Raw genomic sequence first — 26,019 nt, forward strand, 5'->3', positions numbered from 1 at the left:
ATACCATGATCAAACGTTCTTGTAAACTACCTGCCAAATGTTTCTTACTAGTATTTCTTAGTGTATTTTGTTTCTTTTCCTGTACCGAATCGGGCAAAAAAGATGCTGCTACAGTAAACATAGAACTTCCGTTCCCAGCAGAACATTATAAAGAAGCCTTAGATGGAAGATTAATTCTGTTAATTTCAGAAAATAAAGATACAGAACCTCGATTTCAACTTCGAGACGATTCCAAAACCTGTCAAGGCTTCGGAATGGACATTAGCAACTGGAAACCCAATGAATCGAAACAATTTGATGCAAACGCTTTTGGATACCCGATGCAAACCTTTTCAGACCTACCTTTGGGAGAATTTTATGTACAAGCTGTATTTCATAAATACGAAACCTTTAACCGTGCGGATGGACATGTCGTAAAGCTGCCAATGGACCGTGGCGAAGGACAACAATGGAATCGTGCGCCTGGAAACCTCTACTCTACACCACAAAAGATTACGATTAAAGATGGACAATTTCCTCCACTAAACATACAACTAGATCAAAAAATACCGCCTATCAAAGCGCCCGAAGACACAAAGTATGTAAAGCATATAAAAATCAAGAGTAAACTGTTGAGTGATTTTTGGGGAAGAGATATGTACATAGGCGCGCATGTGTTGTTGCCAGAAGGTTGGGACACACATCCTGATGTAAAATACCCACTTGCCATTATGCATGGACATTTTCCAAAGGATTTTGGAGGATTTCGAACCACGCCGCCCGATCCGAATCTAAAACCTGACTATAATGAACGCTTTGATGTAAAAGGATATAATATCACAGTACAACAAGAAGCGTATGATTTTTATAAAACTTGGACAAGTCCTGATTTCCCTAGAGTCATCGCTATTAAAATACAACATCCAACGCCATATTATGACGATTCGTATGCGGTAAACAGCGAAGCACAAGGTCCGTATGGAGATGCTATTACTTATGAACTCATTCCTCATATAGAAAAACAGTTTAGAGGCATTGGAGAAGGCTGGTCGCGCTTTGTATATGGCGGAAGTACTGGTGGATGGGAAGCCTTGGCAGTACAGGTAAAGTATCCTAAGGAATACGGAATGTGTTTTGCAGCCTGCCCAGATCCAATTGATTTTAGAGCCTATTGTTTGGTCAATATTTACGAAGACGAAAACGCCTATTACGAGAAAGGAACTTTTAGAAAAACACTGGTTGCGGGACATCGCGATTATTTGGGAAATGTAGATGCTACATTAAAAGACATGAACTATCGTGAATTGGTCATAGGTACCAAAGGGCGCTCTGGACAACAATGGGATATTTGGGAAGCTACCTATTCTCCTATAGATAAGGAAGGTTATCCGAAGCGAATTTGGAATCGCCTTACGGGAGAAATCGACAAGGAAGTGGCTGCCTATTGGAAAGAAAATTACGATCTCGCCTATATTTTAAAAAGAGATTGGGCTACACACGGAAACAATTGGAAACATAAAATTCACTTGTATTGTGGCGATATGGATAATTATTATTTAAATAATGCCGTATATCTTGCAGAAGAAATCCTGTCAGAAACCACTGAACCTTATTACGATGGTGAAGTAGATTACGGTGATCGTGCAGAACATTGTTGGAACGGAGATCACGATAATGGAAATCATATCAGTCGCTTGCGCTATCACCGTATGTTTATTAAAAAGTATGTGGAGAAAGTGCATAAAGTAGCGCCAAAAAATGCAGACTTGAAAAGTTGGAGGTATTAATTAGAATTTATCTTTTGATTCGTCTTTGCGAACGTAAGCGCTGTAATTTGATTCAAAGCATATATTGAGTTTTCTTAAAATGTGATTGCCACGTTTTTTATCATTTATGCGTATGCTAAATGAAAAAATCTCGCAAAGACTTACCAAAAGGCAATGAACAGCTTAGAATTTACTTATACATCTCCATACAATTTTCTATCGAAAATCACTCGATGTGAAGTCTTGAGTTTAATGCGTCATTGCGAACAAAGTGAAGCAATCTATAACTTTAAACAACAGATATGTTTTATGATAAACAGATCACCACGTCACTAAGTTCCTCGTGATGACGAATCATAAGTGTAAAGTCATAATTTTTACAATGACTTGTTTTTGTCATAGAAATCAATGTAACATTTAGTGAAATCTGTTAATATTAAGCCTTTGTCAAAATAATCACAAAACTCTTTTTACCTTTATACAAATTACCAATCAAAACCAACCCTATGAAAACCATAAAATTACTTGTCCTTTGTCTATTTCTATTTCCTATGCAGCATCATGCTCAAAAACGAAAAAAGAAACAGAAAACACCAGCTATACAATTGACTGATTCTTTATTTCACGGTTTAAAATGGCGAAATATTGGTCCGTTTAGAGGTGGAAGAAGTGTAAGATGTAGTGGAGTCATAGGGCATCCACTGACCTATTACATGGGTTCTACTGGTGGCGGTGTGTATAAAACTACCGATGCTGGGATTACGTGGAAAAATATCTCAGATAACTTTTTTAAAACAGGATCTGTCGGTGCCATTGCGGTCTCAGAAAGCGATACCAATATCGTTGTTGTCGGTATGGGAGAACATGCAGCACGTGGTGTCATGACTTCTATGGGAGATGGAGTTTATAAATCGATGGATGCAGGAAAAACATGGAAACACTTAGGTTTAGAGAATACGCATCATATTTCAGATGTTATTATACATCCTACAAATCCTAATATTATCTATGTTACAGCGCAAGGCGCACAATATGCACCAACAGAAGCACGCGGAATTTACAGAACGACAGATGGCGGAACTACTTGGGAAAAGATTTTATATGTAAACAATACCACAGGCGCTTCTTCCCTATCGATGGATATGAAAAACCCTCGAATTTTATATGCTTCTATGTGGCAACATCGTCGTTATCCTTGGTATATGGAATCTGGTGGCGAACATTCTGGATTGTATAAATCATCAGATGGCGGAGATACATGGACAAAATTGAAAGCAGGCTTACCAAAAGCTTTTGGGAAATCAGGAATCTCAGTATCTAGAGCCAATCCAGAACGTGTGTTTGCAGTGATTGAAGCAGAAGGAAAAAAAGGCGGTGTGTATCGTTCTGATGATGCAGGAAAAAAGTGGGTTCAAGTCAATGGAAATCGTGTCAATATTGCACGCTCTTGGTATTATATGGAGATTTTTGCCGATCCACAGAACGAAAATGTGGTGTATGTGCTAAATGCTCCAGTAATGAAGTCTATTGACGGCGGAAAAAGTTTTACCAATATTCCTGTGCCACATGGCGATAATCATCACTTATGGATCAATCCGCATGACAATAGCAATTTGATCAACTCGAACGATGGTGGCGCTAATATTTCTTTTAATGGTGGAAAAAGTTGGACTACACAACAAAACCAACCTACTTCACAGTTTTATCGTGTGATTACAGATAATTTAGTACCGTACAATGTATATGGGGGACAACAAGATAATTCTGCCATAGCGATTGCCAGTCGTACCAACGATGGCGGTATTGATTGGAAAGATTGGTATTCAGTTGCTGGTGGCGAAAGTGCTTTTATTGCCTTTGATCCTGACAATCCAGAAACGGTATATGGTGGAACCTATCAAGGAAATATCAATTCTTGGACTAAATCTTCCAGAACCCAAAAAAACATCAAAGAATATCCTGAATTAGGACTCAGTATTGCGCCAAAAGATGCAAAGTACCGTTACAACTGGAATGCTCCTATTATCAGTTCTCCGCACAATAGAAAAACAATTTATCACGCAGGAAATGTAGTCTTTAAAACAATGGATGGCGGAATTAATTGGACGATCATCAGTCCTGATTTAACAAAGAACGAAACTGAAAAACACGGTCCTGGCGGTGGTCCTTATACCAACGAAGCTGCTGGAGGCGAAAATTACAATACGTTGACTGCTTTGGTGGAATCACAACATGAAGAAGGTGTATTGTATGCTGGAAGCGATGATGGATTGTTACATATTACTAGAAATGGCGGTGCGAATTGGGAAAATATTACCCCAAAAGGAATTGAAGATGGCATCATCAATAGTATAGATATTTCTGAGCACGATCCTGCTACAGCGTATGTCGTGATTATGCGCTATAAATCCTTAGATTTAAGTTCGTATATTTTTAAAACAAACGATTACGGAAAAACGTGGACAAAGATTGTAAATGGATTGAATGATCCAAATGGATTTGCCAGAGTGGTAAGAGCTGATAAGAAACGAAAAGGATTGTTATACGCTGGTACCGAAACTGGATTGTATGTATCAAATGATGATGGCGTATTTTGGCAACGTTTGAATTTGAATTTACCCGTAGTTGCTATTAACGATTTGACTATGCAGGACAACGATTTGGTCATCGCAACCTCAGGGCGTGGATTTTGGATTTTGGACGATGTTGGTGTATTACAAAATATGACTCCTGAAACTAAGTCTATTCAACTATTTACACCTAAGCCTAGCTATCGTATTTTTGGAGGTGTTTCGAAGGCAGTTGGACAAGGTACAAATCCTAAAAGCGGTGTGACCTTTGATTATTATTTAGATAAAAACGCTGATACTTTAGATTTAAAATTAGAAGTTCTACAAGGTTCTAAAGTAATACGAACGTATACAAATAAGAAACCAAAGAAATTTAGATCATGGCCAGGCGGACCTTCTAAACCTGAAGTTTTACCATCTAAAAAAGGCTATAATAGATTTACATGGAACTTTGCTAGAGAAGCTATACCATCTATTAATAAAGTATTTGTTTTTGGTGGACATGCGGGATCAAACGTTGCTCCAGGAAATTATACTTTACGCTTAACGCTAGATGATGAAAGTGTTGAAACAAAAGCTACGATTCTTCCAAATCCTGCCAACAAATCGACAACACGAGATTTTACTGAACAACAAGAAATGCTCTTTACTATTGAGAATACTGTCAGAAACATGCATGAATCTGTAAATCAGATGCGCTCTGCTAAAACACAACTAAATACCTATGCCAAGCTTTTAAAAAGCAATGAAGCAGCAAAACCTTTATTAGAAAAAGGAGAAGCCCTATTGAAGCGTATTAATAGTTGGGAAGAAAATTTAATCCAAGTGGAACAAAAAACCTTTCAAGATGTGATCAATTTTAATAATAAACTGAATGCACAGTTGATTGTATTGTTACGCTATATAGACCAACCGAATCCTAAAGTAACACAAGGCGCAAAACAACGCTTGAACGATTTACTAAACGATTGGCAAGTGTATACAAACGAACGTGATGCGATTATCAATACTGAGATGAAAGCGTATAACGATTTGTACAAATCATTGGAGATTCCTGCGTTGATTATTGAAAAGAAGTCGAAAACTGATTAAATGCAAGTTTTAAGTATTCGTTGAAAATTAGTTTTTATTATAACAAAAATAAATATTTAAGTTATGAGTAAAAAAATAGGGCTTAAAGAAGCAATGTCCATTGGAATTGGGGGAATGGTAGGCGGTGGAATTTTTGCTGTGTTAGGCTTAGCTGTTTCGCTTGCACAAGGTGGTACACCAATAGCTTTTCTTTTTGCAGGACTTTTAGCTTTAATTACATCCTACAGTTATGTAAAACTATCTATGAAATATCCGGATCGTGGCGGAACAGTTAAGTTTATGAATCAAGGTTTCGGAAAATCTATATTTAGTGGAGGAATCAATAACTTACTTTGGATTAGCTACATAATTATGCTATCATTATATGCATCTGCATTTGGCTCGTATGCTCCTAACCTATTTTCCATTTTTGATACACCAATTGACTTTCATATATATTCAAGTTTAATTATCATTATAGCCACAGCAATAAATTATTACAGTATTAAAGTTGTTGGTAAAATTGAATCGTATGCAGTAATTATAAAGCTTGTCATATTGCTTTCATTTATTTTAATTGGAGTATATGGATTGATTGGAAATCCAAATCTGTCTCAACTTTCAACAGCAAATTGGGAAACTTCCATAAAACTTTTAACAGGAGGTATGGTAATATTTGTTGCTTATGAAGGTTTTGAACTCATAGCAAACGCTGCACCTGATATTAAAAATCCTAAAAAAAATATTCCAAAAGCTTATTACTATTCCGTTGTATTTGTGATTTTGCTTTATGTTATAATAGCCGCAGTCACTGTTGGCTCTCTTCCATTTGAGCAAATTACTACAGCAGAAGATTATGTACTAGCCGAAGCTGCAAAACCAATGTTAGGAAAAATAGGCTTTAGTATTATTACTGTTGCCGCATTGATATCAACTTTTTCAGCTATTAATGCTTCATTATATGGCGGAAGTCGTGTAAGTTATGAAATAGCAGAGGACGATGAGCTTCCACATCAATTAACTTATAAATTGTGGAATCAACCTATTGGATTATTAATTACTGCTGTTTTAACGCTTATAATTGCCAATCTTTTAAAACTAGAAAGCATTTCAACTGCTGGGAGTGTAGGTTTTTTATTGATTTTTGCGATAGTTAATTATGTTGGTTTTAAATTGAGAAAGGAAATTAATGGGAATTTTATAATCCCACTTTTTGGGTTTATTGCATGTATTTTGGCGCTAGTTGTACTTATTAGTCAGCAAATAAAAACAAATAAAACTGGGGTAATCATTGCGGTATCCATCATAGTAATATGTTTTGTTTTAGAGTGGATTTATAAAAAAACTAAGCCTTAAAACAAAACGTAATTGCTTAATTTTTAAACAATTAACCCTGCCGCTAATTAAAAAAGATTTATACTAGTAAAGTATGGCAAAAAACAAAACCACCGAAACAGAAGTAAACGTTTTTGAATTTATCGACTCGTATGTTGATAAAGAACAAAAGAAATTAGACAGTCTTAAATTGATTGAACTCATTAGGGAATGGTCGGGCTATGAACCTAGAATGTGGTGACCAACCATTACTTGGATTCGGACGCTATCACTACGAATATGCTAGTGGACATGAAGGCGATGCGCCAATCTTAGGTTTTTCGCCTAGAAAAGCACAGTTTTCACTGTATATTTATTCTAAAACAGAAAAGAGCGATGCGCTCCTTAAAGATTTTGGCAACCTTAAAATGGGGAAAGCCTGTATTTATATTAAAAAACTTTTGAAGACATCGATATTTCTTTCTTAGAGCAACTTTGCAGGGGATCAATCGCGTATATCAATGAGCATCATGAGTGTAGTATTTGTAAAAAATAATAGCTTTTTTAGCTAAAAACATTCCCAAAAAATTGAAAAAAACAAATTACCAATCAGTATTGCTATCCTGTATTCCTATGGGGATTCTTCTTTTTTTTGTATTAAAATCAGAATTCAGAACCGAAGGTGAGTTTGGTGGATTAGTTGAATTTGTCAAATATGCATTCTTTCTAATGTCAGGAATTGTGGTATTTGTCTATACTTTTACAAAACAATGGAAGCATATAAAGCATAAAACCGAAGTCAGTGAGGCAAAAATTATTTTAAGTGTACTTTTTATTGCTACTTTTATTGCGATTGTTTCATTTTGGATTCCTAAAGACTTTTTTGATACAGAAGCTGTATTTATTGCCAAAGATGCTTCTGGAAATGAATTACAATTGCTAGGGGCTGGAAAGTATATGTTGCGTACAAGAGATTATGAATGGACCACTATTGACAGAGGCATGTATCAACTCAATGATAGTATGATTTTTTTAGATAAAGATATAAAAGAAAGAAAGTGGGGAAAACGAGCTAGAAAATATTTGATTCAAAATAAAAGCCTGATTCCTCTATATACAAACGGAATTGAAACTGATTCTACAGGTTTTTTGTCCATAAGATTGAATATGAATTAATTCCCAATAAGCATTCTTGTTTCACCTCAAACACAGTAGAGATGCAAACAGGAGACATTTCAACTTATCGTAAACATTGTGTATGTGTGGCTTTTATTTTAAATTTAGATAACTTACAAAAGTTCCTTTGGTATGTTTCAATAGGAATTATAAAACACCAAAAATGAAATCATTCTACTTATTTATCATCATTTCAATAACCTTATTTAGCTGTACCAATTCACCGCAATGTAAAGATGTAAAGATGTAAACGTTGTGTATCCTCCTGAACTATTTACACTCTATCAAGGAGATCAAAATAACCTCCAGCTAATCAAGGCTTTTAAAACTTCATCTGACAATATGCAAGTCAATCATATTTCTCTAATTCCTGGAAAGGATCTAAAACCACTTCAACAAGTTTTGGTCAAAAAAGAAAACTTTCCTATTGCAAAAAAAGACAGCATCAAAGAGAAATACAAAATTCAATATTCATTGTAGTTAGCACATGAAAATAAAATGTTTTGGATTCAAGTTCAACCAACAAAAGAAATTCTAGGAGATCAAAAAGATTCTGAATACAGAGATATGATCGAAGATTTAATTAATGCTGAATTATTAAAAAATAACGCAGGAATCTTCTTTGCGAGTTCTGTTGGTCATGGTGGATTAGATATGCTTTGTTATTATACTGATGAAAGACCTGTCTTTGAATTAGTTTTTAAAATTCTTTGTGAACAAGGAATAAAAGATCACACCTTAATTGTTAAAAGAGTTTATTTAAGAAACGATCGCTGGCTTGATGAGGTTGTATATCCAATGAACTATACTGGGAAATTTCAGTATCTCTGATTTAACTATTAAGTAACATTCAAAAAATTAAACTTATAATAAACACTTTTTTTCCTCAAAAAATCATTTACAAAAAAAGACTGTTTCATTTTTTCTATTTCCTTAAAAGCGCTTTCTGAATCATTCCAAACTGTTCTAAATATTTACTATATTCGTCGATCAGTTTTAATTTTTACAAACTTATCGAATAATTAAATAAATGGAAGTTACACCTAAAAATGGTATTAAGGGATTAGTTGAAAATTGGCAAAGTGATTTAATTGCCGCAATAAGTGTCTCACTCATTGCCTTACCACTTTCATTAGGTATTGCCTTAGCAGCGGGAGCACCCGCAATGTCAGGTATCTTTTCAGCTATTATTGGTGGTGTCGTTACAACCTTGTATCGTGGAGGACATATATCTGTCAACGGACCTGCTAAAGGAGTTATTGGCGTGATACTTTGGGGAATGATAGCGATGGACGATGGATCGGGTCAAGCCTTTAATTATATATTAGCAGCAGTTGTTATTTCTGGTGCGCTTCAAATGGTATTGGGAATATTGAAATTGGGACGATTGGCAGACATCTTCCATTCTTCAGTGATTCACGGTATTTTAGCAGCAATTGGTATCATTATATTTGCAAAACAGATCCATGTGGCTATGGGTACACATTCGGATGATCCAAGCATTGTGCAAAATCTTATTGATGCCGTTATGTTCTTACCGCAAGCCAATCCTTTTGTATTGATTATTGCGTTAACAGGGTTACTTTTATTATTATTTCATTCCAAAATTAGTAACCGAATTTTCCATTTATTACCTACTCCTATGTGGGTAATTGCGCTTTCCATTCCATTTGTGTATGCGTTCAATTTCTTTGATCAACATACATTATCATTCCTTGGAAAAGCTTATGAAGTAGGACCTAAACTATTATTGGATATTCCTGATACGATTACAGATTCTATTATGCTTCCAAACTTTGGTAAAATTGCTACTATTGAATTTTGGACAACCGTATTTTCTATTTTAATTATTTCAAGTATTGAATCTTTAGCTATTGCAAAAGCCGTGGACAAAATTGATCCTTACAAACGAAAAACGGATTTGAATAAGGATTTAACAGGGATTGGTTTAAGTACCGTAGTTGCAGGTATGATTGGAGGTTTACCAATTATTGCTGTAATTATTAGAAGTACTGTTAATATCCATAATGGTGCAAAAACAAAATGGTCCAATATGTATCAAGGACTTTTATTACTCGTTTTTATTGTGGTATTAAGTCCAATAATGGTACAAGTTCCGCTGTGTGCTTTTGCTATTTTACTAGTGTATACAGGGTTTAAATTGGCATCGCCATCTGTATTTAAACAAATGTATAGCCAAGGAACAGAGCAATTGGTATTCTTTATTGCAACGATGATTTTAACACTCTACACAAATTTACTAATTGGTTTATTGGGCGGATTATTATTAGCAATGGTAACCCACATGCTATTGGCAAGACTTTCCATACCTCAATTTTTTAGAATGGTCTACAAGTCGCGCACAAAGTTGATAAAGCGAACGGATGGAAATTACGATTTAAAGATTAGAGGAGTTGCAAATTTCTTAGGCATCTTGAAAGTAGATAAATTGGTAGCGCAAATTCCTTCTGGAGCCAATGTTAATATTGACTTATCAGAAACAAGATTGGTTGGTATTACATATATGGACTACTTAGTAGAATACTTAAAAACACAAAGAGCTACAGGTGGTGAAGTTTTTATCACTGGATTGGATTCACATGTTTCCTCATCTACCTATAACAGAGCCTTAAAAATTTGCTTGACGAGTAATACTTCTAAATTATCGCAACGACAAAAACGATTACGAAATTTAGCTACTTAGAAAGGATATCAATATGCAAACCAAGTGGATTGGAATACGACATATTTAAAGAAGTTCCACTTTTTTGAAATTAGACCTATTGAACGCAAATACAACTGTTTGAAAGGAGCATTCAATGATTTAAATATATCTTGGGAAATTGCGGATGTAACTTTCAATGAAGGACAAGCGTTTACCGCAGAGACCTTTAATACTACGCTTATGGTCTTAAAATTGAATAAAAAAATACCAATCTTTACAATGGAAAAAGAAGCGGTGTTAGAAAAGTTATTTGATCGAGTGATGGCATTCACAGGCTATAAGGACATTGACTTTAAAATGTATCCAGATTTTTCTAAAAAATTCCTGTTGATGGGGAATAATGAAGAAGAAATTCGTTCTTTCTTTACAGAGGAAATCATTCGCTTTTTTGAAAACCATCATATTTATCATTTAGAAAGTAATGGGGAAGCGTTGATTATTTTTGATAAAATTAAATTGGCGAGAACGGATGAAACACTTGCGTTTATAGAGTATGGTAACAAACTAGCTTCACTCTTAGATGCAAAGCCTGAGTTAGTACTGAGTACTCAAGAGGCGGAAGTATAAAGCTAAAACGTATTAAATCTAGTTGTCTTCTCTCCTATTTTAATGGAGAGATGAATTGCTTTTGAATTGTAATTCAGTACTTGATGCGGAATAAATCTTTTATCCCTAATTGTTTTTTGCAACTTATGTTGAGTTTATTGGAGTATTTAAATGAGTTTTTTTTACGTTTATATTGATTTTCAATAAGTAATCATGCTTAACTTCCCGAATGTGGATTAAGTTTATCGAAATATTTAAATAGAAATGGCCACTAAAAAAATCAAATGTTTCCTATATTTATAAACAAAAAATAACACAATAATTTCTCAGTCAAGACTGTTGGTAAACACTAGATACAAATGACAAAAAATATAACGAAGGAATTGATCAAATTCACGTTTCTCGTAGCATTACTAACTACTCCGCTACTCTCAGTTAATTCTCAAACCACAAAAAAATCGGTTCCTGTTTTCAAAGATGGAGAGGCTCAAATTGTCCCTGCATTTAAAGATTCAGAACAATGGATTAGACATGATCTATGGGTTGAAACTGAGTTTGATACGGATGGTGATGGCAAACTAGATAGAATGCATGTCGCAGTTACAAGACCTAAACAAACAGAAACTGAAGGACTTAAATTACCTATTGTATATGTTTCTAGTCCATATTTTGCTGGTGTTGCACCAGATTTACCTGGTTCATTTTGGGATGTTAGGCATGAACTAGGAGAAGCTGCAAAAGAACGTATACATCCAGAAGTTACTCGAACAGGAAAGAGACCTATTATTTCAAATTCACATATACGAACTTGGGTACCGAGAGGCTATATTGTAGTACACTCTTCTTCTCCAGGGACTGGACTTTCTCAAGGTGCACCTACAATAGGTGGCGATAACGAGTCATTGGCTCCAAAAGCTGTCATTGATTGGTTATGTGGTCGAATTCCAGGATATACATCTCCTGACGGGAAAGAAGAAGTAAAAGCATTTTGGTCAACTGGGAAAGTAGGAATGACAGGTACATCCTATAATGGAACCATTCCTTTGGCTGCAGCTACAACTGGTGTTGAAGGATTAGAAGCAATTATACCAATTGCACCAAATACTTCTTATTATCACTATTATAGATCCAATGGATTGGTAAGATCTCCAGGAGGATATTTAGGCGAAGATATTGATGTATTGTATGATTTTGTTCACAGTGGAGACGAATCTAAACGCGCATACAATAATGCTACAGTAAGAGATCAGGAACTAAAGAATGGTATGGATAGAATTACAGGAGATTATAATGATTTCTGGGCTGGACGCGATTATTTAAATGAAATGGAACCTATGAAAGCAGCTTTGCTCATGTCGCATGGATTTAATGATTGGAATGTAATGCCTGAACATAGTTATAGAATTTATAAAGCTGCCAAGGACAAAGGTTTAGATTGTCAGATATATTATCATCAATATGGACATGGCGGTCCACCACCAATGAAAATGAGGAACAGATGGTTTACACGCTATTTACATGGTGTAGAAAATGGCGTAGAAAATGATGCGCGCGCATGGATTGTTAGAGAAGATGATAAAATGCAAAATCCTACTCCTTATAAAGAATATCCAAATCCTGATGCATCAGATGTAACCTTGTATCTAAGTGCTGGAAATCCTACTAAAGGAGGTTTAGGAACTGAGAAAACAAAAAGTAAAGGAAAGGAAAAGCTTATTGATGATTTTTCAATTTCTGGTCGCGAATTAGCACAAGCAGAAACTAGCAAGCACAGATTATTATATGTAACTCCATCATTTACAGAAGACGTTCATATATCTGGTACAGCAAAAGTGTCTATTAATTTATCTAGTAGTAAGGAAGCTGCAAATCTTTCGGTTTGGTTGGTTTCGTTGCCTTGGAATACTGAAGGTAAAGTAAAAATTACGGATAATATCATAACTCGTGGTTGGGCCGATCCACAGAATCACAAATCCATACGAGAAGGTGAACCTTTAGAAAAAGGGAAATTCTATCAAGTGACCTTCGATTTAATGCCTGATGATCAAATCATAAAAAAAGGACAACAAATAGGACTCATGATTTTTTCAAGTGATAAAGAGTTTACCTTACATCCAGATCCTGGAGCCGAATTAACTATCGATCTAGCATCGACAACTTTGGTTTTACCTATTGTCGGAGGTATTAAAGCTTTTAATAATGCTGTAAAAGGGAATTAAATAATGCATCACATTTAAACAATACATCATTGAAGCTACTTGTATGCTTATGCATTTTGATTTCAATTAGAGTAGATCTCAGAATTATCACAATAACAGAAGCTAGGAAGTTGGTTATAATTTGGTCCTATTATTTACTAAAATTGATATGATATACTGAATCCATCCAACACATTTACTCCATAGGAAACATTAGATGAAAATAATTTCTTTAAAACACTTTGCAGAAACAGGAAAGTTTGGGGAAATCGGAATTGGAAACCTTAAAAATGACGTAATAGAAGAATTTGGAAATGATTTTGACTATTATGACGGAGGAGAAACCCAAATTATTAAATATGGTTGGTATGAATTCTTTTTTTGGTCTGACACAAAAAAACTATTTGGAATACAAAATGACCATTTACAGGCTGATTGTGGAAATCACGATGAAATGATATTATTTGAAAATCAAAAATTCAAAGTAGACACTTGGTTTTTAGAAGTAAATAAAGATTTTACATTTAAAGAGGTTACTGAAATCTTGAATAATAATAAAACCAAATTTAAATTAGAAGTTCCATATAAAAACGAACCTGAAATTATAAAGTTTAATAGCAATGTTTATTTTGACTTTAGCTCAGGATTTTCGAGTTGGGATGGAAAAAAAGATGAATGGTGTGAAATTAAAATTAACAATAAAGAAGATTATATTCTTAACGGAATTAGATTCTTTGACTTCAACAAATTATAAAACGATTGGCTAAAACAGTGAGGGCAGATTAATAACCTGTTTAATATTGCTTGAAGAGTCTTTTGGAAATTCTTCCTAATTTCTGCACTCTTTATTCTTTTTTGCGAAATCAATTTCATAATCACCACAAAGCCATACATAAACATGTTAGCAGTGATTAAACCTTTACAAGAAGTTAGTGTCTAAGAAAGAAATTTAATTAATATACGTAGTATGAGTAAAGTAGCTTATTTAACAGTTTTTGCAGTATTCTTATTTACTGCTTGTAGTGAGGAGGAACCAATTGCAATAGACAATGTAATTCCAGTAGTTCAAGCTGAATCTTCATTCACGGTTTTAAAAGAAGAAAATATCTCGTATGCGGAGGGACTCAGTCATAACATGACAAGTACTTCTTCTTTTGCAATACCTCTCAAATTAGATATTTACTATCCCGATAATAATACTACAAATAGGCCTGTTTTTATGTTTATTCATGGTGGTGGATTTACAGGCGGAACAAAGACCAAGCCTGAAATTGTAGATATGGCTAACTTTTATGCTTCAAGAGGATGGGTGTTTGTTTCTGTAGATTATAGAACTACAGAGGAATTAGGTACAATTCAAGGAATGACACCAGAAGAAGTAGTAAGCTATTATACAGGAATTGCGCCTCAAGAATGGATTGATAATGCCTTGCAAGGAGCGCAGAATTCGGATCAAGTTCAACAAGCCACTGCTATGTATCTCGCCCAAAGAGATGCAAAAGCTGCACTTCGCTGGATTGTTGCCAACGCTGTAGCATATAATATAAATACAGACTATATTACAGTCGGAGGAGCCTCGGCTGGAGCGATTACGACAATTGCTTTAGGAATTTCAAATAAAGAAGACTTTAGAGACGAAATTAGCATTAACGATGATCCTACACTTTCTACTACAAACTTAAACGAATCTTATGAAGTGAGAAGTATGTTATATTTTTGGGGTTCAAACATAAAGTTAGATGTTTTTGAAGCAGTCTATGCATTGAATCAATACGACAGATATGACGTCAATGATCCTGAATTATTTATGGGGCATGGAACGGCAGAGGATCTTGTTACACCTTATGAAGAAGCTCTTGAACTACAAGAAGTTTACAACTCTTTGGGTATTTACAATAAACTGGTTACGTTACTAAAGCCGAATGGAGCTCCTGCTGGACATGGAGCTTGGAATGCAATAGTGGATGGAAAAGGCTTATCGGAATTAACTTTTGATTTTCTTACTGATAGACAACAATTGATTGTCGAATAAAAAAACTACCACCAACAATGTAGATAACTACTATAACTCAGAAATGAGCTTTGAAATAAAAATAATTGGAATTTATGAAATACATGGATAAGAGGATGTTCACCTTGTAGAATTGATACTCAAAACGAATCCTAAGAATATTGACATCGGAAAATTCACTCAGGCTAAGGAAGGCGTTGATCGTTTGAATTGGCAAATACCTTGGGATGAAAAATACCTAAATGAAGAAGGAACTATAATTACAGGAGACTGGTTGAATTCTCCAAAGAATACTTTAGACTTTACTCGACTTGCCTTTTTTCTACATCATATAGATTTTAAAAAACCACTGGTGACTCAATTTGAAGCACTAGAATTGAAATTAGTGGAATAATCCCAGATAGAATTTCATCCATAATTCAATTTAAGAAACCCTAAATTAAATCATTGCATACGATAAAGCTCAGTACTTAACTAAAAGACTCCTAAGTAAAAATCTTCTAATATTATACAATCCTTCCGCTAGCTACAACTGCAAATGAAACGTAGCATGGAAACCAAAGAAGAAATTCCCATCATCAAGGTTAAAGTTTTTAAACGTCTGTACAATAAAGGTATCTTCTAAAAAAATCGGATTGTTGATCATCTTAAACTGTAATAATAACTTGCTGACTTCCCAATTGGCTACTAATACAAAAGCTCCGTACGTTTTTCTGGATTCAAGTTTGTTGGCTACATAGTAATATTCTGAGACTAAAGACACATGATTTCCTAACTTATAGCGTCCACCAAAACCAACAGCAAAGTGATTGTGATCATCTAAGGCTGAAAGCGACGAAGTGCGATGAATAAGGGTTGGCAAAACTTACAACGAGAAATCTTGTGAATTTTCGAGCAATCAACGCTTGTGACGTAAAAGCAAATTTATCTCCCGTATTGGCACGCGATATAATTCCGTTTAAAAATCGTGTTCTATAACTAGCCGTTTGTAATAAAGAAATACTAAACGGATTACGATTATCATCTATCTAACGTAAGAGTCTGTATTTTAAATAGATATCTACAATTCCATTCGAGTTTCCAGAACCAAAACCAATGGTCAAACGATCTGAGATTCCATAGTCCACCCCTACTCTTGAGCACATTCTGTCTGCGATAAACGATTGTCAATACCATATAAGAAGCTATTTCTGGAAGCAATAACAAAAGTATATATTTATCAGTTTTTGATTGGTCTGTAACATTTGTTTGCTATTCTGACAGAACCAAATTAGGTAGTAAAAACGAACAGAAAAGCAATATGGTATCCAACATGGAAAGTGTGGTTACTGGTGAAGAATTGCAGAATCATTTGGCAAATTTGGATGAAAACGAGTAACAGATGTCTGAAATCCTTGCACTACGCCCAATCGAAAATTCAGATTTCATCATTGCAGCACATTTAAATCTAGATAATATCAATCTTCAAACAAATGCCTTTACCGAACAAGCAAAACCATTTATCTAATTCTTGGGTTAATTCTCTTGTTATTTCTTTTAATTACAATAAGAATACTATCCATCTATTACGAAAAAATTATTGATCGAAAAGCGGCTAAGTTTGAAGATGGCATGCTCAATTTATCTAAGTTGAATGATTCTTTAGAAAACTATCAAAAAAGCATTGCCGAATTACAAACAAAATCTGAACCAACTGTAGAAGAGAAAGTCTTTAAAAAGGACACTAAGGAAATTCCAAAACAACGACTCCTCACCTACATTCGTAACGAATTGATGCCAATTGCGATTGAAGACATTGCGTATATTTATGTAGAAAACTCTATCTCTTACGTAGTACGAAAAGATGGAAAACGCTATACAGCTAATGACAGCTTAGATCAAATATATGCTTCCCTAGATCCAAAAGTATTTTTTAGAGCCAACCGACAAACCATTGTCGCTATTTACGCAATAGATAAAATCATTAAATATGGAAACAGTACGTTCAAAATAGAAATGCAACCTGTCTCTGAAATTGATATTGTCATTGGTAAAAACAAAGTAACAGTCTTCAAAAAATGGTTGGATCTGTAGTTTTGAAGCAAATTTAAAAGTTAAAAACGAAATGTTCATTAAGACTCTCTTTTTAGCTTATTTTAAATATAATTTCAAGACGTATATCTCGCTATTTTTTTAGCAACTTAATATTCAAACATTTAACAATTTGCATAATACTTTGTTAAAGAGCATGAATCTTAGAAGCTTGATTTTTATCTTTACATTAATCATCATTTATTATATGAATAAGCTAAAAAAGTTGCCTCACTATTCTATATAAAATAGTATCTTAGCACGTTTTGATTAAAAATTAAATGAACATGAGAAAAGAAAGGAACGCCAAAGGTTGGAATGAAATAAAAACCAATGATTCTTGGGCACTTTTTAAAATAATGGGAGAATTCGTAAACGGATTCGAAAAAATGAGTCAAATCGGGCCATGCGTATCTATCTTCGGATCTGCTCGTACAAAATCTGACAACAAATACTATCAATTAGCGCAAAAAATAGCACATAAAATTGTTGATCATGGATATGGAGTAATTACAGGCGGTGGTCCTGGTATTATGGAAGCTGGTAATAAAGGTGCGCACCTTGGCGGCGGAACCTCTGTAGGATTGAATATATTGCTGCCATTTGAACAGCACGATAATCCGTATATTGATTCTGATAAAAATATCAATTTTGATTACTTCTTTGTCCGTAAAGTAATGTTTGTAAAATATTCGCAAGGATTTGTGGTAATGCCTGGAGGATTTGGAACGTTAGACGAACTATTTGAAGCGATTACACTCATTCAAACTAAAAAAATTGACAAATTCCCTATTATCTTAGTTGGAACAGAATTCTGGTCTGGCTTGATGGATTGGGTAAAAGCAACATTATTAGACAAATTTTCAAACATCAGTCCTGAAGATTTAGATTTAATCCATATTGTTGATAATGAAGACGAAGTATTAGATATTTTAGACGAGTTCTATAGAAAATACAACCTAAGTCCTAACTTCTAATTAGAAGTTTTGTAGAATAATATACAAATGAGCTATGGCAGGTAGCTCATTTGTAAAAATTGAACCCGAAAAAGAAAAAATGAAAAGAAAAATACTCTTCCTTTGCTTGCTATGCTTGGGATTACAACAAAATATAGCACAGGAAAATATCAAGACGATGTTTTACAATCTCTTAAACTTTCCTGAACTATCGCTAGATCGACTGGATGAATTAGAAATTATCATTTCTGATTACCAACCAGATTTATTCATGGTTTGTGAATTGAATGATGCTTTTGGCGCAGGATTGATATTAACGCGTTTGCAAATGATCAATCCAAACTATGCGCAAGCAACCTACTTTAACAATACATCCGATGATGCCGGAAATGACTCAAATCTACTTCAAAATTTAATCTATTACGACAGTTCTAAATTTATTTTGGAAGGACAAGACATCATTCCTACTACACTCCGCGATTTTAATAGATATACACTAAAACTAAATACGGTAAACCAAGCAACAAATCCTATCCGTGTAGAAGTATTTGTAACACATTTAAAAGCAGGAAACTCTCCTGAAGACGAATTGCGCCGTTTTTTAATGGTTGAAGAATTTACGGATTACCTTTCTACGATTGATGCAGATAGTAAAGTACTTTTTGCTGGCGATTTGAATTTATATACCAGCAATGATATTGCCTTTCAAAAATTAACAGATCCTACGAATGCCATTACACTTGTAGATCCAGTAAATCGTTTAGGCGATTGGCATACCAACAGTGCCTTTTTAGACGTAATGACTCAATCAACACGTACACAAGGTGGTTTAGGTGGTGCTTCTGGAGGATTTGACGATCGATTTGATTTCATTCTAACTTCAGAAAATGTATTGACCAATACAGATTTATATTACGTTCCAGACTCTTATAAGTCTTTTGGAAACAACATAAATCCAGATTGTTATAATCGCGCTATTAACTCATCCGATTGTGCAGAAGTTCCAGGTTCTGGTATTAGCTATTCGCAAGCATTACGGAATGCATTACACGATATGAGCGATCACTTGCCAGTGGTAATGGAATTAGAAACCAATGAGCAACTATTAAATACCGCACAATTTACTGCTAAAAACAACTTTCAATTCATTCGCGGAAATATTGCTGAAGATCAATTGGCATTTATGTTAAATTCTGCTGCAACAAGCAATGAATATGTGATTTACGACGTCTTAGCACGAAAATTAATGTCTGGAAAAGTAAAAAATAATGATATTACCAACATAAATGTAGCAAACCTACCAAAAGGTATTTATTATTTAAAAATTGATGATTTTACAGAAACTAAAAAATTTAAAAAAAGATAATTGAAGACAATACGTACCCATTTCGAACTTTATCTATTATTATTCTTGAGTTTTTCGGCTTTTGGTCAACATAAAAACGACGTTACAGCAACACTTAATGCTGAAAGTAACATTTTAACTCTGGCACAAAAGATAACCTACACAAACGAAACAGGAACTACGCTAACCGAAATCTATCTCAACGATTGGAGTCATGCATTCTCTGGAAAAGATACACCTTTGGCAAAACGTTTTGCAGAAGAATACCATAGAAACTTTCACTTAGCAAGAGAAAAGAAACGTGGAAACACCACCGTTGATCAAATTTCTGCAAATGGAGCTACGCTAGACTGGGAACGTTTGGAAAAGCAGGTTGATATCATAAAACTAACGCTTAACAAACCGTTGCAAGCCAATGAAACGGTTACGCTTGACCTTATTTATCAAGTAAAACTTCCGTATGACGAATTCACACGTTACGGATTCAAAAAAAATGGAGATTTTAGCTTGCGTTATTGGTACATGACGCCAGCAGCTTACAGAAACGGTTGGATATTATATAGTAACAAAAACTTAGACGATTTATATACAGAACAAGCGGAACATAACATCACATTGACTGTTCCTAGTAAATTTAAAGTTGTTTCGAGTGCTGACACTGCTGTAGATAATGGAAATGGAACATTTCAACTAAGTGCTAAGGCTGTAAAAGACATTACCATTTTACTACGCCAAAACTCTGATTTTAAAACGTTTCAAACAGACAAAGTAAATATTACTACAAACTTAGATCCGTATCAACTCAACGAAAAGCAACAAGCTATTGCTATTGATAAAGTTGTACAGTTCATTCATGAAAAACTAGGAGATTTTCCTAGAAAAAACATGATGATCTCCAGAATTGACAATAAAAAGAACCCTGTATACGGATTAGGACAATTGCCATCATTTATCAGACCATTTACAGATGATTTTCAATATGAAATAAAAATCCTCAAAGCTATTCTTACTAAAAATTTAGAGGAATCTATGTGGATGGACACACGAACTGAAAAGTGGATTTCTGATGCGTTGGAAACATACATGTTGATGGTATACGCAGAAACTTTTTACCCAAACATGATGCTTGCTGGTGGATTATCTAAAGTATGGGGCGTTCGTTCGTATGAATTTGCAAAACTCAACTTTAACGATCAATATCCGTTTTTGTACATGTTAATGGCACGTAAAAATATTGATCAACCTTTGAATACCTCTAAGGATTCTTTGACAAAATTCAACAACAATATTGCCAACAAATACAAAGCTGGTGTTGGTTTAAAATATCTAAAATCATACTTTGACGATACTATCATTGATGACTTTGTAAAAGAATTTTATGCAACAAATCGTTTAAAAATATCCTCAAGAAAAGATTTTGAAGATTTACTAAAATCCAAAGCTCCAAAAAATATTGATTGGTATTTTGACACCTATGTAGATACCAGAAAACGTATCGATTACAAAATTAAAAAGGTCAAAAAACTTGACGATTCTTTGCAAGTAACCATCAAAAACAAATATGACGGCGACTTCCCTATTTCACTATTTGGAATCAAAAATGATACGGTGGTTTCTAAACATTGGGTCACGGATATTGGAAAAAAGAAAACAGTAAGTATTCCGAGCGATGGCATTGATCGTTTGGTATTAAATTACGATAAAATTATTCCAGAATTTAATCAACGTGACAACTGGAAATCACTGAATGGATTCTTTGCAAACAATAAAAAGCTACGTTTCACTTTCTTTAAAGATGCAGAAAATCCGCATTACAATCAAATATTCTTTGTGCCTGTAGCACGTTTCAATTTATATGATGGATTTACGCCAGGAATGCGTTTATACAACAAAGTATTCCTTACAAAACGTTTCTTATACGACTTAAAACCATCTTATGGGCTTCGTTCCAAACAGTTAGTAGGTTCTGGATCTGTATCATATCGTCATGATATTGAAAAAACAAACAGTGATTTATACTTTATACGCTATACTGTAGGTGGAAACTACTTTAACTACGCAGAAGATCTAACGTATACGCGCTTTGTACCTAAAATAACCTTTGGTTTTAGAGATCCTGATTTTAGATCAAATCAAAAGGAATTTATTGATCTTAGATATGTAATTGTTCAACGAGAACAATCTGCCGATCCAGATATTGCTGTCGATAATGACCCAAACTACAGCGTATTCAATGCACGCTATGTATACTCAAACCCTGATCCTATTCGTCACATGGTTTGGTTTACGGATTTCCAAATTACCAAGCGATTCTCTAAAATCTCTTTCAATTTAGACTACAGAAAATTGTTTCAAGATAACAGGCAGTTAAATGTTCGTTTCTTTTTTGGTAAGTTTTTATTCAACGATACAAATTCAGATTTTTTTAGCTTTGCACTCGACAGACCAACGGATTATTTATTTGACTACAATTATTACGGACGATCAGAAGATACAGGATTATTTAGTCAGCAAATCATTGTAGCAGAAGGAGGATTCAAATCAAAACTTCCAAATCCATTCTCAAATGATTGGATAGGAACTGCCAATGCGAGTTACAGTCTTTGGAAATGGATTGAAGCGTATGGAGACATAGGTTTTATTAAAGACAATGGAAGTAATACTCGATTTGTATACGATTCTGGAATTCGTTTGAATTTAGTGCCAGATTTCTTTGAATTGTACTTTCCTGTGTATTCTAACAATGGTTGGGAAATTGCACAACCAGGTTTTGATCAACGTATCCGATTTATCGTAACGCTCAGCCCAAAAACCTTATTAAAACTCTTTACACGAAAATGGTTCTAATCTTTGGTTAATAAAATCGAAAGACATTCTCATTGACGAATGGAAATTTATAAAAGTCGTTGATCAAGACAATAAAGAAATCAAGAAATTTCAGCGAGATCTTAAGATTTCACATACAGAATCTATAACGATCAAAGCAAGTGGTTCAGTCACCATCATCTATTCTGATGTAAAGTAAACTAAAATATTTACTTCAAAAAATTAAGAGTCTGAAAAAATACTTACTCAAACTCAAAAAAATTTTACCACATAAAAAATGGAAAAAAGATAAAAGTGGAAACTTTATGGATGGTTCTAATTATAAACTATGGAATTATCTGTTACTAAAATGAAAAATCAAATAAAAAATATATTTTAATCAACAAAAAAGTAACTCGCTAATTCTGATTAATTAGGCTTAAAATTAGTCAAATGTCCTCTGTCAGAAAATTGAACAATTATCAGTCAAAAAGTTATTTTTTAGACAAAATTAAAAATATCTCATCAAAATATCATTTTCATTGAATTATTCACATTTTTTTAAGAGAATCCAGTATTGGAAGTCTCCTAGCTTTTTTGTACTTTTGTAACACTTCAATCCAAAATAAAACTATGCAAGCAAAAGTTGAAAACACACAAGATATTTCATTCGGTCAGTTCAAAGAAGAAATCATTCAAGATTATACAACAGCAGTAATCAGTCGTGAATGTAGCCTTCTTGGTCGTAGAGAAGTATTGACGGGAAAAGCGAAGTTTGGTATTTTCGGAGACGGAAAAGAAGTACCACAATTAGCCTTGGCAAAAGCATTTCAAAATGGTGATTTTAGATCAGGATACTACCGAGATCAAACGTTTATGATGGCTATTGGCGAATTGAACATTCAACAGTTTTTTGCTGGATTGTATGCACATACAGATATTGAAGTAGAACCAATGTCTGCTGGAAGACAAATGGGTGGACACTTTGCCACACACAGTTTAGACAAGAATGGTGAGTGGAAAAACTTAACACAACAAAAAAATTCTAGTGCTGACATCTCCCCTACTGCTGGACAAATGCCACGTTTATTGGGATTGGCACAAGCTTCTAAGATATACAGACATGTTGAAGGAATCGATGCTGAAAAATTTTCTGTAAACGGAAATGAAATTGCATGGGGAACTATTGGGAATGCTAGTACTAGTGAAGGATTGTTCTTTGAAACGATCAATGCAGCTGGTGTATTACAAGTTCCTATGGTGATGAGTGTTTGGGATGATGAATACGGAATCTCAGTGCATGCAAGGCATCAAACTACCAAAGAAAATATCTCTGAAATTTTAAAAGGTTTCCAACGTACTGAAAACGAAAATGGATATGAAATTTTCAGAGTAAACGGTTGGGATTATCCTTCATTGATTGCAACATATCAAAAAGCATCAGACATTGCACGTGAAGAACATGTTCCTGTGTTGATTCACGTCCAACAAGTAACACAACCACAAGGACACTCTACTTCTGGTTCACACGAACGTTACAAAAGCAAAGAACGTTTAGCTTGGGAAACTGAATACGACTGTAATGCACAAATGCGTAAGTGGATTATTGAAAATGATATTGAAACAGATGAAAATTTAACTACGCTAGAGAAAAACATCAAAAAGCAAGTACGTGATGGAAAAAAAGCTGCTTGGACAGATTTTGTAGCGCCAATGAAGCAAGAACAAACTGAAGTTGTCAGTTTGCTTGAAAACTTAGCACAAACAAGTCCTAACAAAGTATTCATCAACAAGCTCAAAGAAGAATTAGCTACAATTGCAGAACCAATTCGTAAAGAAATTGCAGGATATGCACGTAAAGCGTTGCGTTTGGTAATTGGTGAAAATTCTCCAGAAAAGCAAGCTTTAAGTACTTGGATTAAAGCGTACTTTGAAAAAATTCAACCAAAATATAGTTCACATTTATACAGCGAATCTGCTAAAAGTGTTTTAAACATAGAAAGCAATGCTCCTGTATATGGAGAAAAAAGACAAGAAGTTGATGCTCGTATTGTGTTAAGAGACAACTTCGATGCACTATTTGCTAAATACCCTGAAGTATTAGTGTTTGGAGAAGATGCCGGACAAATTGGTGACGTAAACCAAGGATTGGAAGGCATGCAAGAGAAATATGGAAACTTACGAGTTTCGGATACAGGAATTCGTGAAGCGACGATTTTAGGTCAAGGTATTGGAATGGCAATGCGTGGATTACGTCCAATTGCAGAAATTCAATACCTAGATTACTTACTATATGCATTGCAAATCATGAGTGATGATTTGGCAACAGTTTTATACAGCACCAAAGGACCCCAAAAAGCGCCGGTTATTATCCGTACGCGTGGACATCGCTTGGAAGGAATTTGGCATTCAGGTTCTCCAATGGGAGCAGTAATCAATGCATTGAAAGGAATTCATGTATTAGTACCAAGAAACATGACCAAAGCTGCTGGTTTTTATAATACCTTGCTAGAAAGTGATGAACCTGCTTTAGTTGTAGAATGTTTGAACGGATATCGCTTAAAAGAACAACTACCTACGAATTTAGGTGAATTCAAAACAAAAATCGGTGTTGTAGAAACTATCAAAGAAGGAAGTGATATGACTGTGGTTTCGTATGGTTCTACCCTAGGCATTGTAGAACAAGCAGCCAAAGAATTACAAGCTGTTGGTATCGATATCGAAATTATTGACTGTCAATCCTTAATTCCTTTCGATATCAATCACGATACGGTAAAAAGTGTGCAAAAAACAAATCGTTTACTAGTGGTGGATGAAGATGTACCTGGTGGAGCTTCAGCGTTCATCTTGCAACATATTGTTGACGAACAAAATGGATACCAATATTTAGATAGCAAACCACAAACGTTAACAGCGAAAGCACACAGACCAGCATATGGAACTGACGGAGATTATTTCTCGAAACCTTCAGCAGAAGACATTTTTGAAAAAATATATGCTATGATGCACGAAGCTAATCCAACAAATTATCCTGAGTTGTACTAGAAAATATATATCTTAAAATACACAAACGCCAAACTCATTATAGTTTGGCGTTTTTTTGTTCATATTAATAATTAATATTTTTATACAAACTTTAAAAATGCAGATTGATTATAATATACCCATAAGCATTCTCAAAAAAAGAATTGCAGAAATAATTACTGAATTAAGAATTCATAAAACTCCAGAATTATTAGCTGAAAAGAAAGCATTAGACATGGCAATAAATTGGCTCAAAAAAGGAGATTTATACAATATTGACATTACAAAAGAAATTGTGCAAATACCAGAAAATAAAACAAATACGCCTTCTTCAGAGTTTAGAATTATTGAAGACCATGAATCAGATGACAAAAGGTATTGGGAAGAAATAAAAATTGATGGAAATATAGTGAGACCTCTTCCTGGTAGTTGGCTAATTTTGAATTAATTATATATCGAATCA

Annotated in this window: 20 protein-coding genes and 1 pseudogene; 20 read left to right on the forward strand and 1 reads right to left on the reverse strand. The window is 34.3% G+C overall.

Features of this window, described 5'->3' with window-relative positions:
* Positions 1-5 precede the first annotated feature (5 nt).
* From MK119_RS03255 to MK119_RS03315, 13 genes are all read left to right on the forward strand, one after another.
* A complete protein-coding gene (locus tag MK119_RS03255; protein ID WP_290670847.1) occupies positions 6-1,766 on the forward strand; it encodes an alpha/beta hydrolase-fold protein in 1,761 nt (586 codons plus the stop codon).
* 485 nt (positions 1,767-2,251) lie between these two features.
* Positions 2,252-5,407: a glycosyl hydrolase gene (locus tag MK119_RS03260; protein WP_290670849.1), complete on the forward strand. Its 3,156-nt coding sequence runs from the start codon at positions 2,252-2,254 to the stop codon at positions 5,405-5,407.
* Positions 5,408-5,470: 63 nt separating this feature from the next.
* On the forward strand, positions 5,471-6,742 hold the full coding sequence (locus tag MK119_RS03265; RefSeq protein ID WP_290670851.1) for an APC family permease: 1,272 nt from the start codon (positions 5,471-5,473) through the stop codon (positions 6,740-6,742).
* 73 nt (positions 6,743-6,815) lie between these two features.
* Positions 6,816-6,962: a hypothetical protein gene (locus tag MK119_RS03270; RefSeq protein ID WP_290670853.1), complete on the forward strand. Its 147-nt coding sequence runs from the start codon at positions 6,816-6,818 to the stop codon at positions 6,960-6,962.
* Positions 6,943-7,188, forward strand: coding sequence for a hypothetical protein (locus MK119_RS03275; protein WP_290670855.1), 246 nt, complete (start codon positions 6,943-6,945; stop codon positions 7,186-7,188). The genes MK119_RS03270 and MK119_RS03275 overlap by 20 nt, the downstream gene beginning before the upstream one ends.
* Before the next feature lie 100 nt (positions 7,189-7,288).
* Entirely contained in the window at positions 7,289-7,876 is a 588-nt protein-coding gene (locus MK119_RS03280) for a hypothetical protein (RefSeq protein ID WP_290670857.1), read from the forward strand.
* Between the two features lie 498 nt (positions 7,877-8,374).
* Positions 8,375-8,707: a hypothetical protein gene (locus MK119_RS03285; RefSeq protein ID WP_290670859.1), complete on the forward strand. Its 333-nt coding sequence runs from the start codon at positions 8,375-8,377 to the stop codon at positions 8,705-8,707.
* A 199-nt stretch (positions 8,708-8,906) separates the two neighbouring features.
* Positions 8,907-10,580, forward strand: coding sequence for a SulP family inorganic anion transporter (locus MK119_RS03290; protein ID WP_290670861.1), 1,674 nt, complete (start codon positions 8,907-8,909; stop codon positions 10,578-10,580).
* Positions 10,581-10,604: 24 nt separating this feature from the next.
* Positions 10,605-11,168 carry a hypothetical protein gene (locus tag MK119_RS03295; RefSeq protein WP_290670863.1) on the forward strand — a complete coding sequence of 188 codons (564 nt, stop codon included), beginning with the start codon at positions 10,605-10,607 and terminating at the stop codon, positions 11,166-11,168.
* A 338-nt stretch (positions 11,169-11,506) separates the two neighbouring features.
* Complete coding sequence (locus tag MK119_RS03300) at positions 11,507-13,366, forward strand: Xaa-Pro dipeptidyl-peptidase (RefSeq protein WP_290670865.1); 1,860 nt, start codon at positions 11,507-11,509, stop codon at positions 13,364-13,366.
* A gap of 196 nt (positions 13,367-13,562) precedes the next feature.
* Positions 13,563-14,099: a hypothetical protein gene (locus MK119_RS03305; RefSeq protein WP_290670867.1), complete on the forward strand. Its 537-nt coding sequence runs from the start codon at positions 13,563-13,565 to the stop codon at positions 14,097-14,099.
* A 213-nt stretch (positions 14,100-14,312) separates the two neighbouring features.
* Positions 14,313-15,377, forward strand: coding sequence for an alpha/beta hydrolase (locus MK119_RS03310; protein WP_290670869.1), 1,065 nt, complete (start codon positions 14,313-14,315; stop codon positions 15,375-15,377).
* A 112-nt stretch (positions 15,378-15,489) separates the two neighbouring features.
* Positions 15,490-15,750: a hypothetical protein gene (locus MK119_RS03315; RefSeq protein WP_290670871.1), complete on the forward strand. Its 261-nt coding sequence runs from the start codon at positions 15,490-15,492 to the stop codon at positions 15,748-15,750.
* Between the two features lie 132 nt (positions 15,751-15,882).
* On the opposite strand, the pseudogene MK119_RS24195 reads toward MK119_RS03315, so the two are convergent.
* Positions 15,883-16,501, reverse strand: a pseudogene (locus MK119_RS24195) (DUF5777 family beta-barrel protein).
* Between the two features lie 236 nt (positions 16,502-16,737).
* Here MK119_RS24195 and MK119_RS03330 point away from each other — a divergent pair.
* The 7 genes from MK119_RS03330 to MK119_RS03360 all read left to right on the forward strand — a co-directional run bounded on the left by MK119_RS03330 (position 16,738) and on the right by MK119_RS03360 (position 26,004).
* Entirely contained in the window at positions 16,738-16,863 is a 126-nt protein-coding gene (locus MK119_RS03330) for a hypothetical protein (protein ID WP_290670875.1), read from the forward strand.
* A gap of 17 nt (positions 16,864-16,880) precedes the next feature.
* Positions 16,881-17,429 (forward strand): LytTR family DNA-binding domain-containing protein, encoded by a 549-nt coding sequence (locus MK119_RS03335; protein WP_290670877.1) that lies wholly within the window; start codon positions 16,881-16,883, stop codon positions 17,427-17,429.
* Positions 17,430-17,713: 284 nt separating this feature from the next.
* Positions 17,714-18,403: a TIGR00730 family Rossman fold protein gene (locus tag MK119_RS03340; RefSeq protein ID WP_290670879.1), complete on the forward strand. Its 690-nt coding sequence runs from the start codon at positions 17,714-17,716 to the stop codon at positions 18,401-18,403.
* A gap of 79 nt (positions 18,404-18,482) precedes the next feature.
* Positions 18,483-19,748, forward strand: coding sequence for a T9SS type A sorting domain-containing protein (locus MK119_RS03345; protein WP_290670881.1), 1,266 nt, complete (start codon positions 18,483-18,485; stop codon positions 19,746-19,748).
* Positions 19,749-22,574, forward strand: coding sequence for a metalloprotease (locus MK119_RS03350; protein ID WP_290670883.1), 2,826 nt, complete (start codon positions 19,749-19,751; stop codon positions 22,572-22,574).
* A 591-nt stretch (positions 22,575-23,165) separates the two neighbouring features.
* Complete coding sequence (locus tag MK119_RS03355; RefSeq protein WP_290670885.1) at positions 23,166-25,577, forward strand: alpha-ketoacid dehydrogenase subunit alpha/beta; 2,412 nt, start codon at positions 23,166-23,168, stop codon at positions 25,575-25,577.
* 97 nt (positions 25,578-25,674) lie between these two features.
* Complete coding sequence (locus MK119_RS03360; protein WP_290670887.1) at positions 25,675-26,004, forward strand: hypothetical protein; 330 nt, start codon at positions 25,675-25,677, stop codon at positions 26,002-26,004.
* Positions 26,005-26,019 lie beyond the last annotated feature (15 nt).

Source organism: Kordia sp., from assembly GCF_022447245.1.
Lineage (GTDB): Bacteria > Bacteroidota > Bacteroidia > Flavobacteriales > Flavobacteriaceae > Kordia.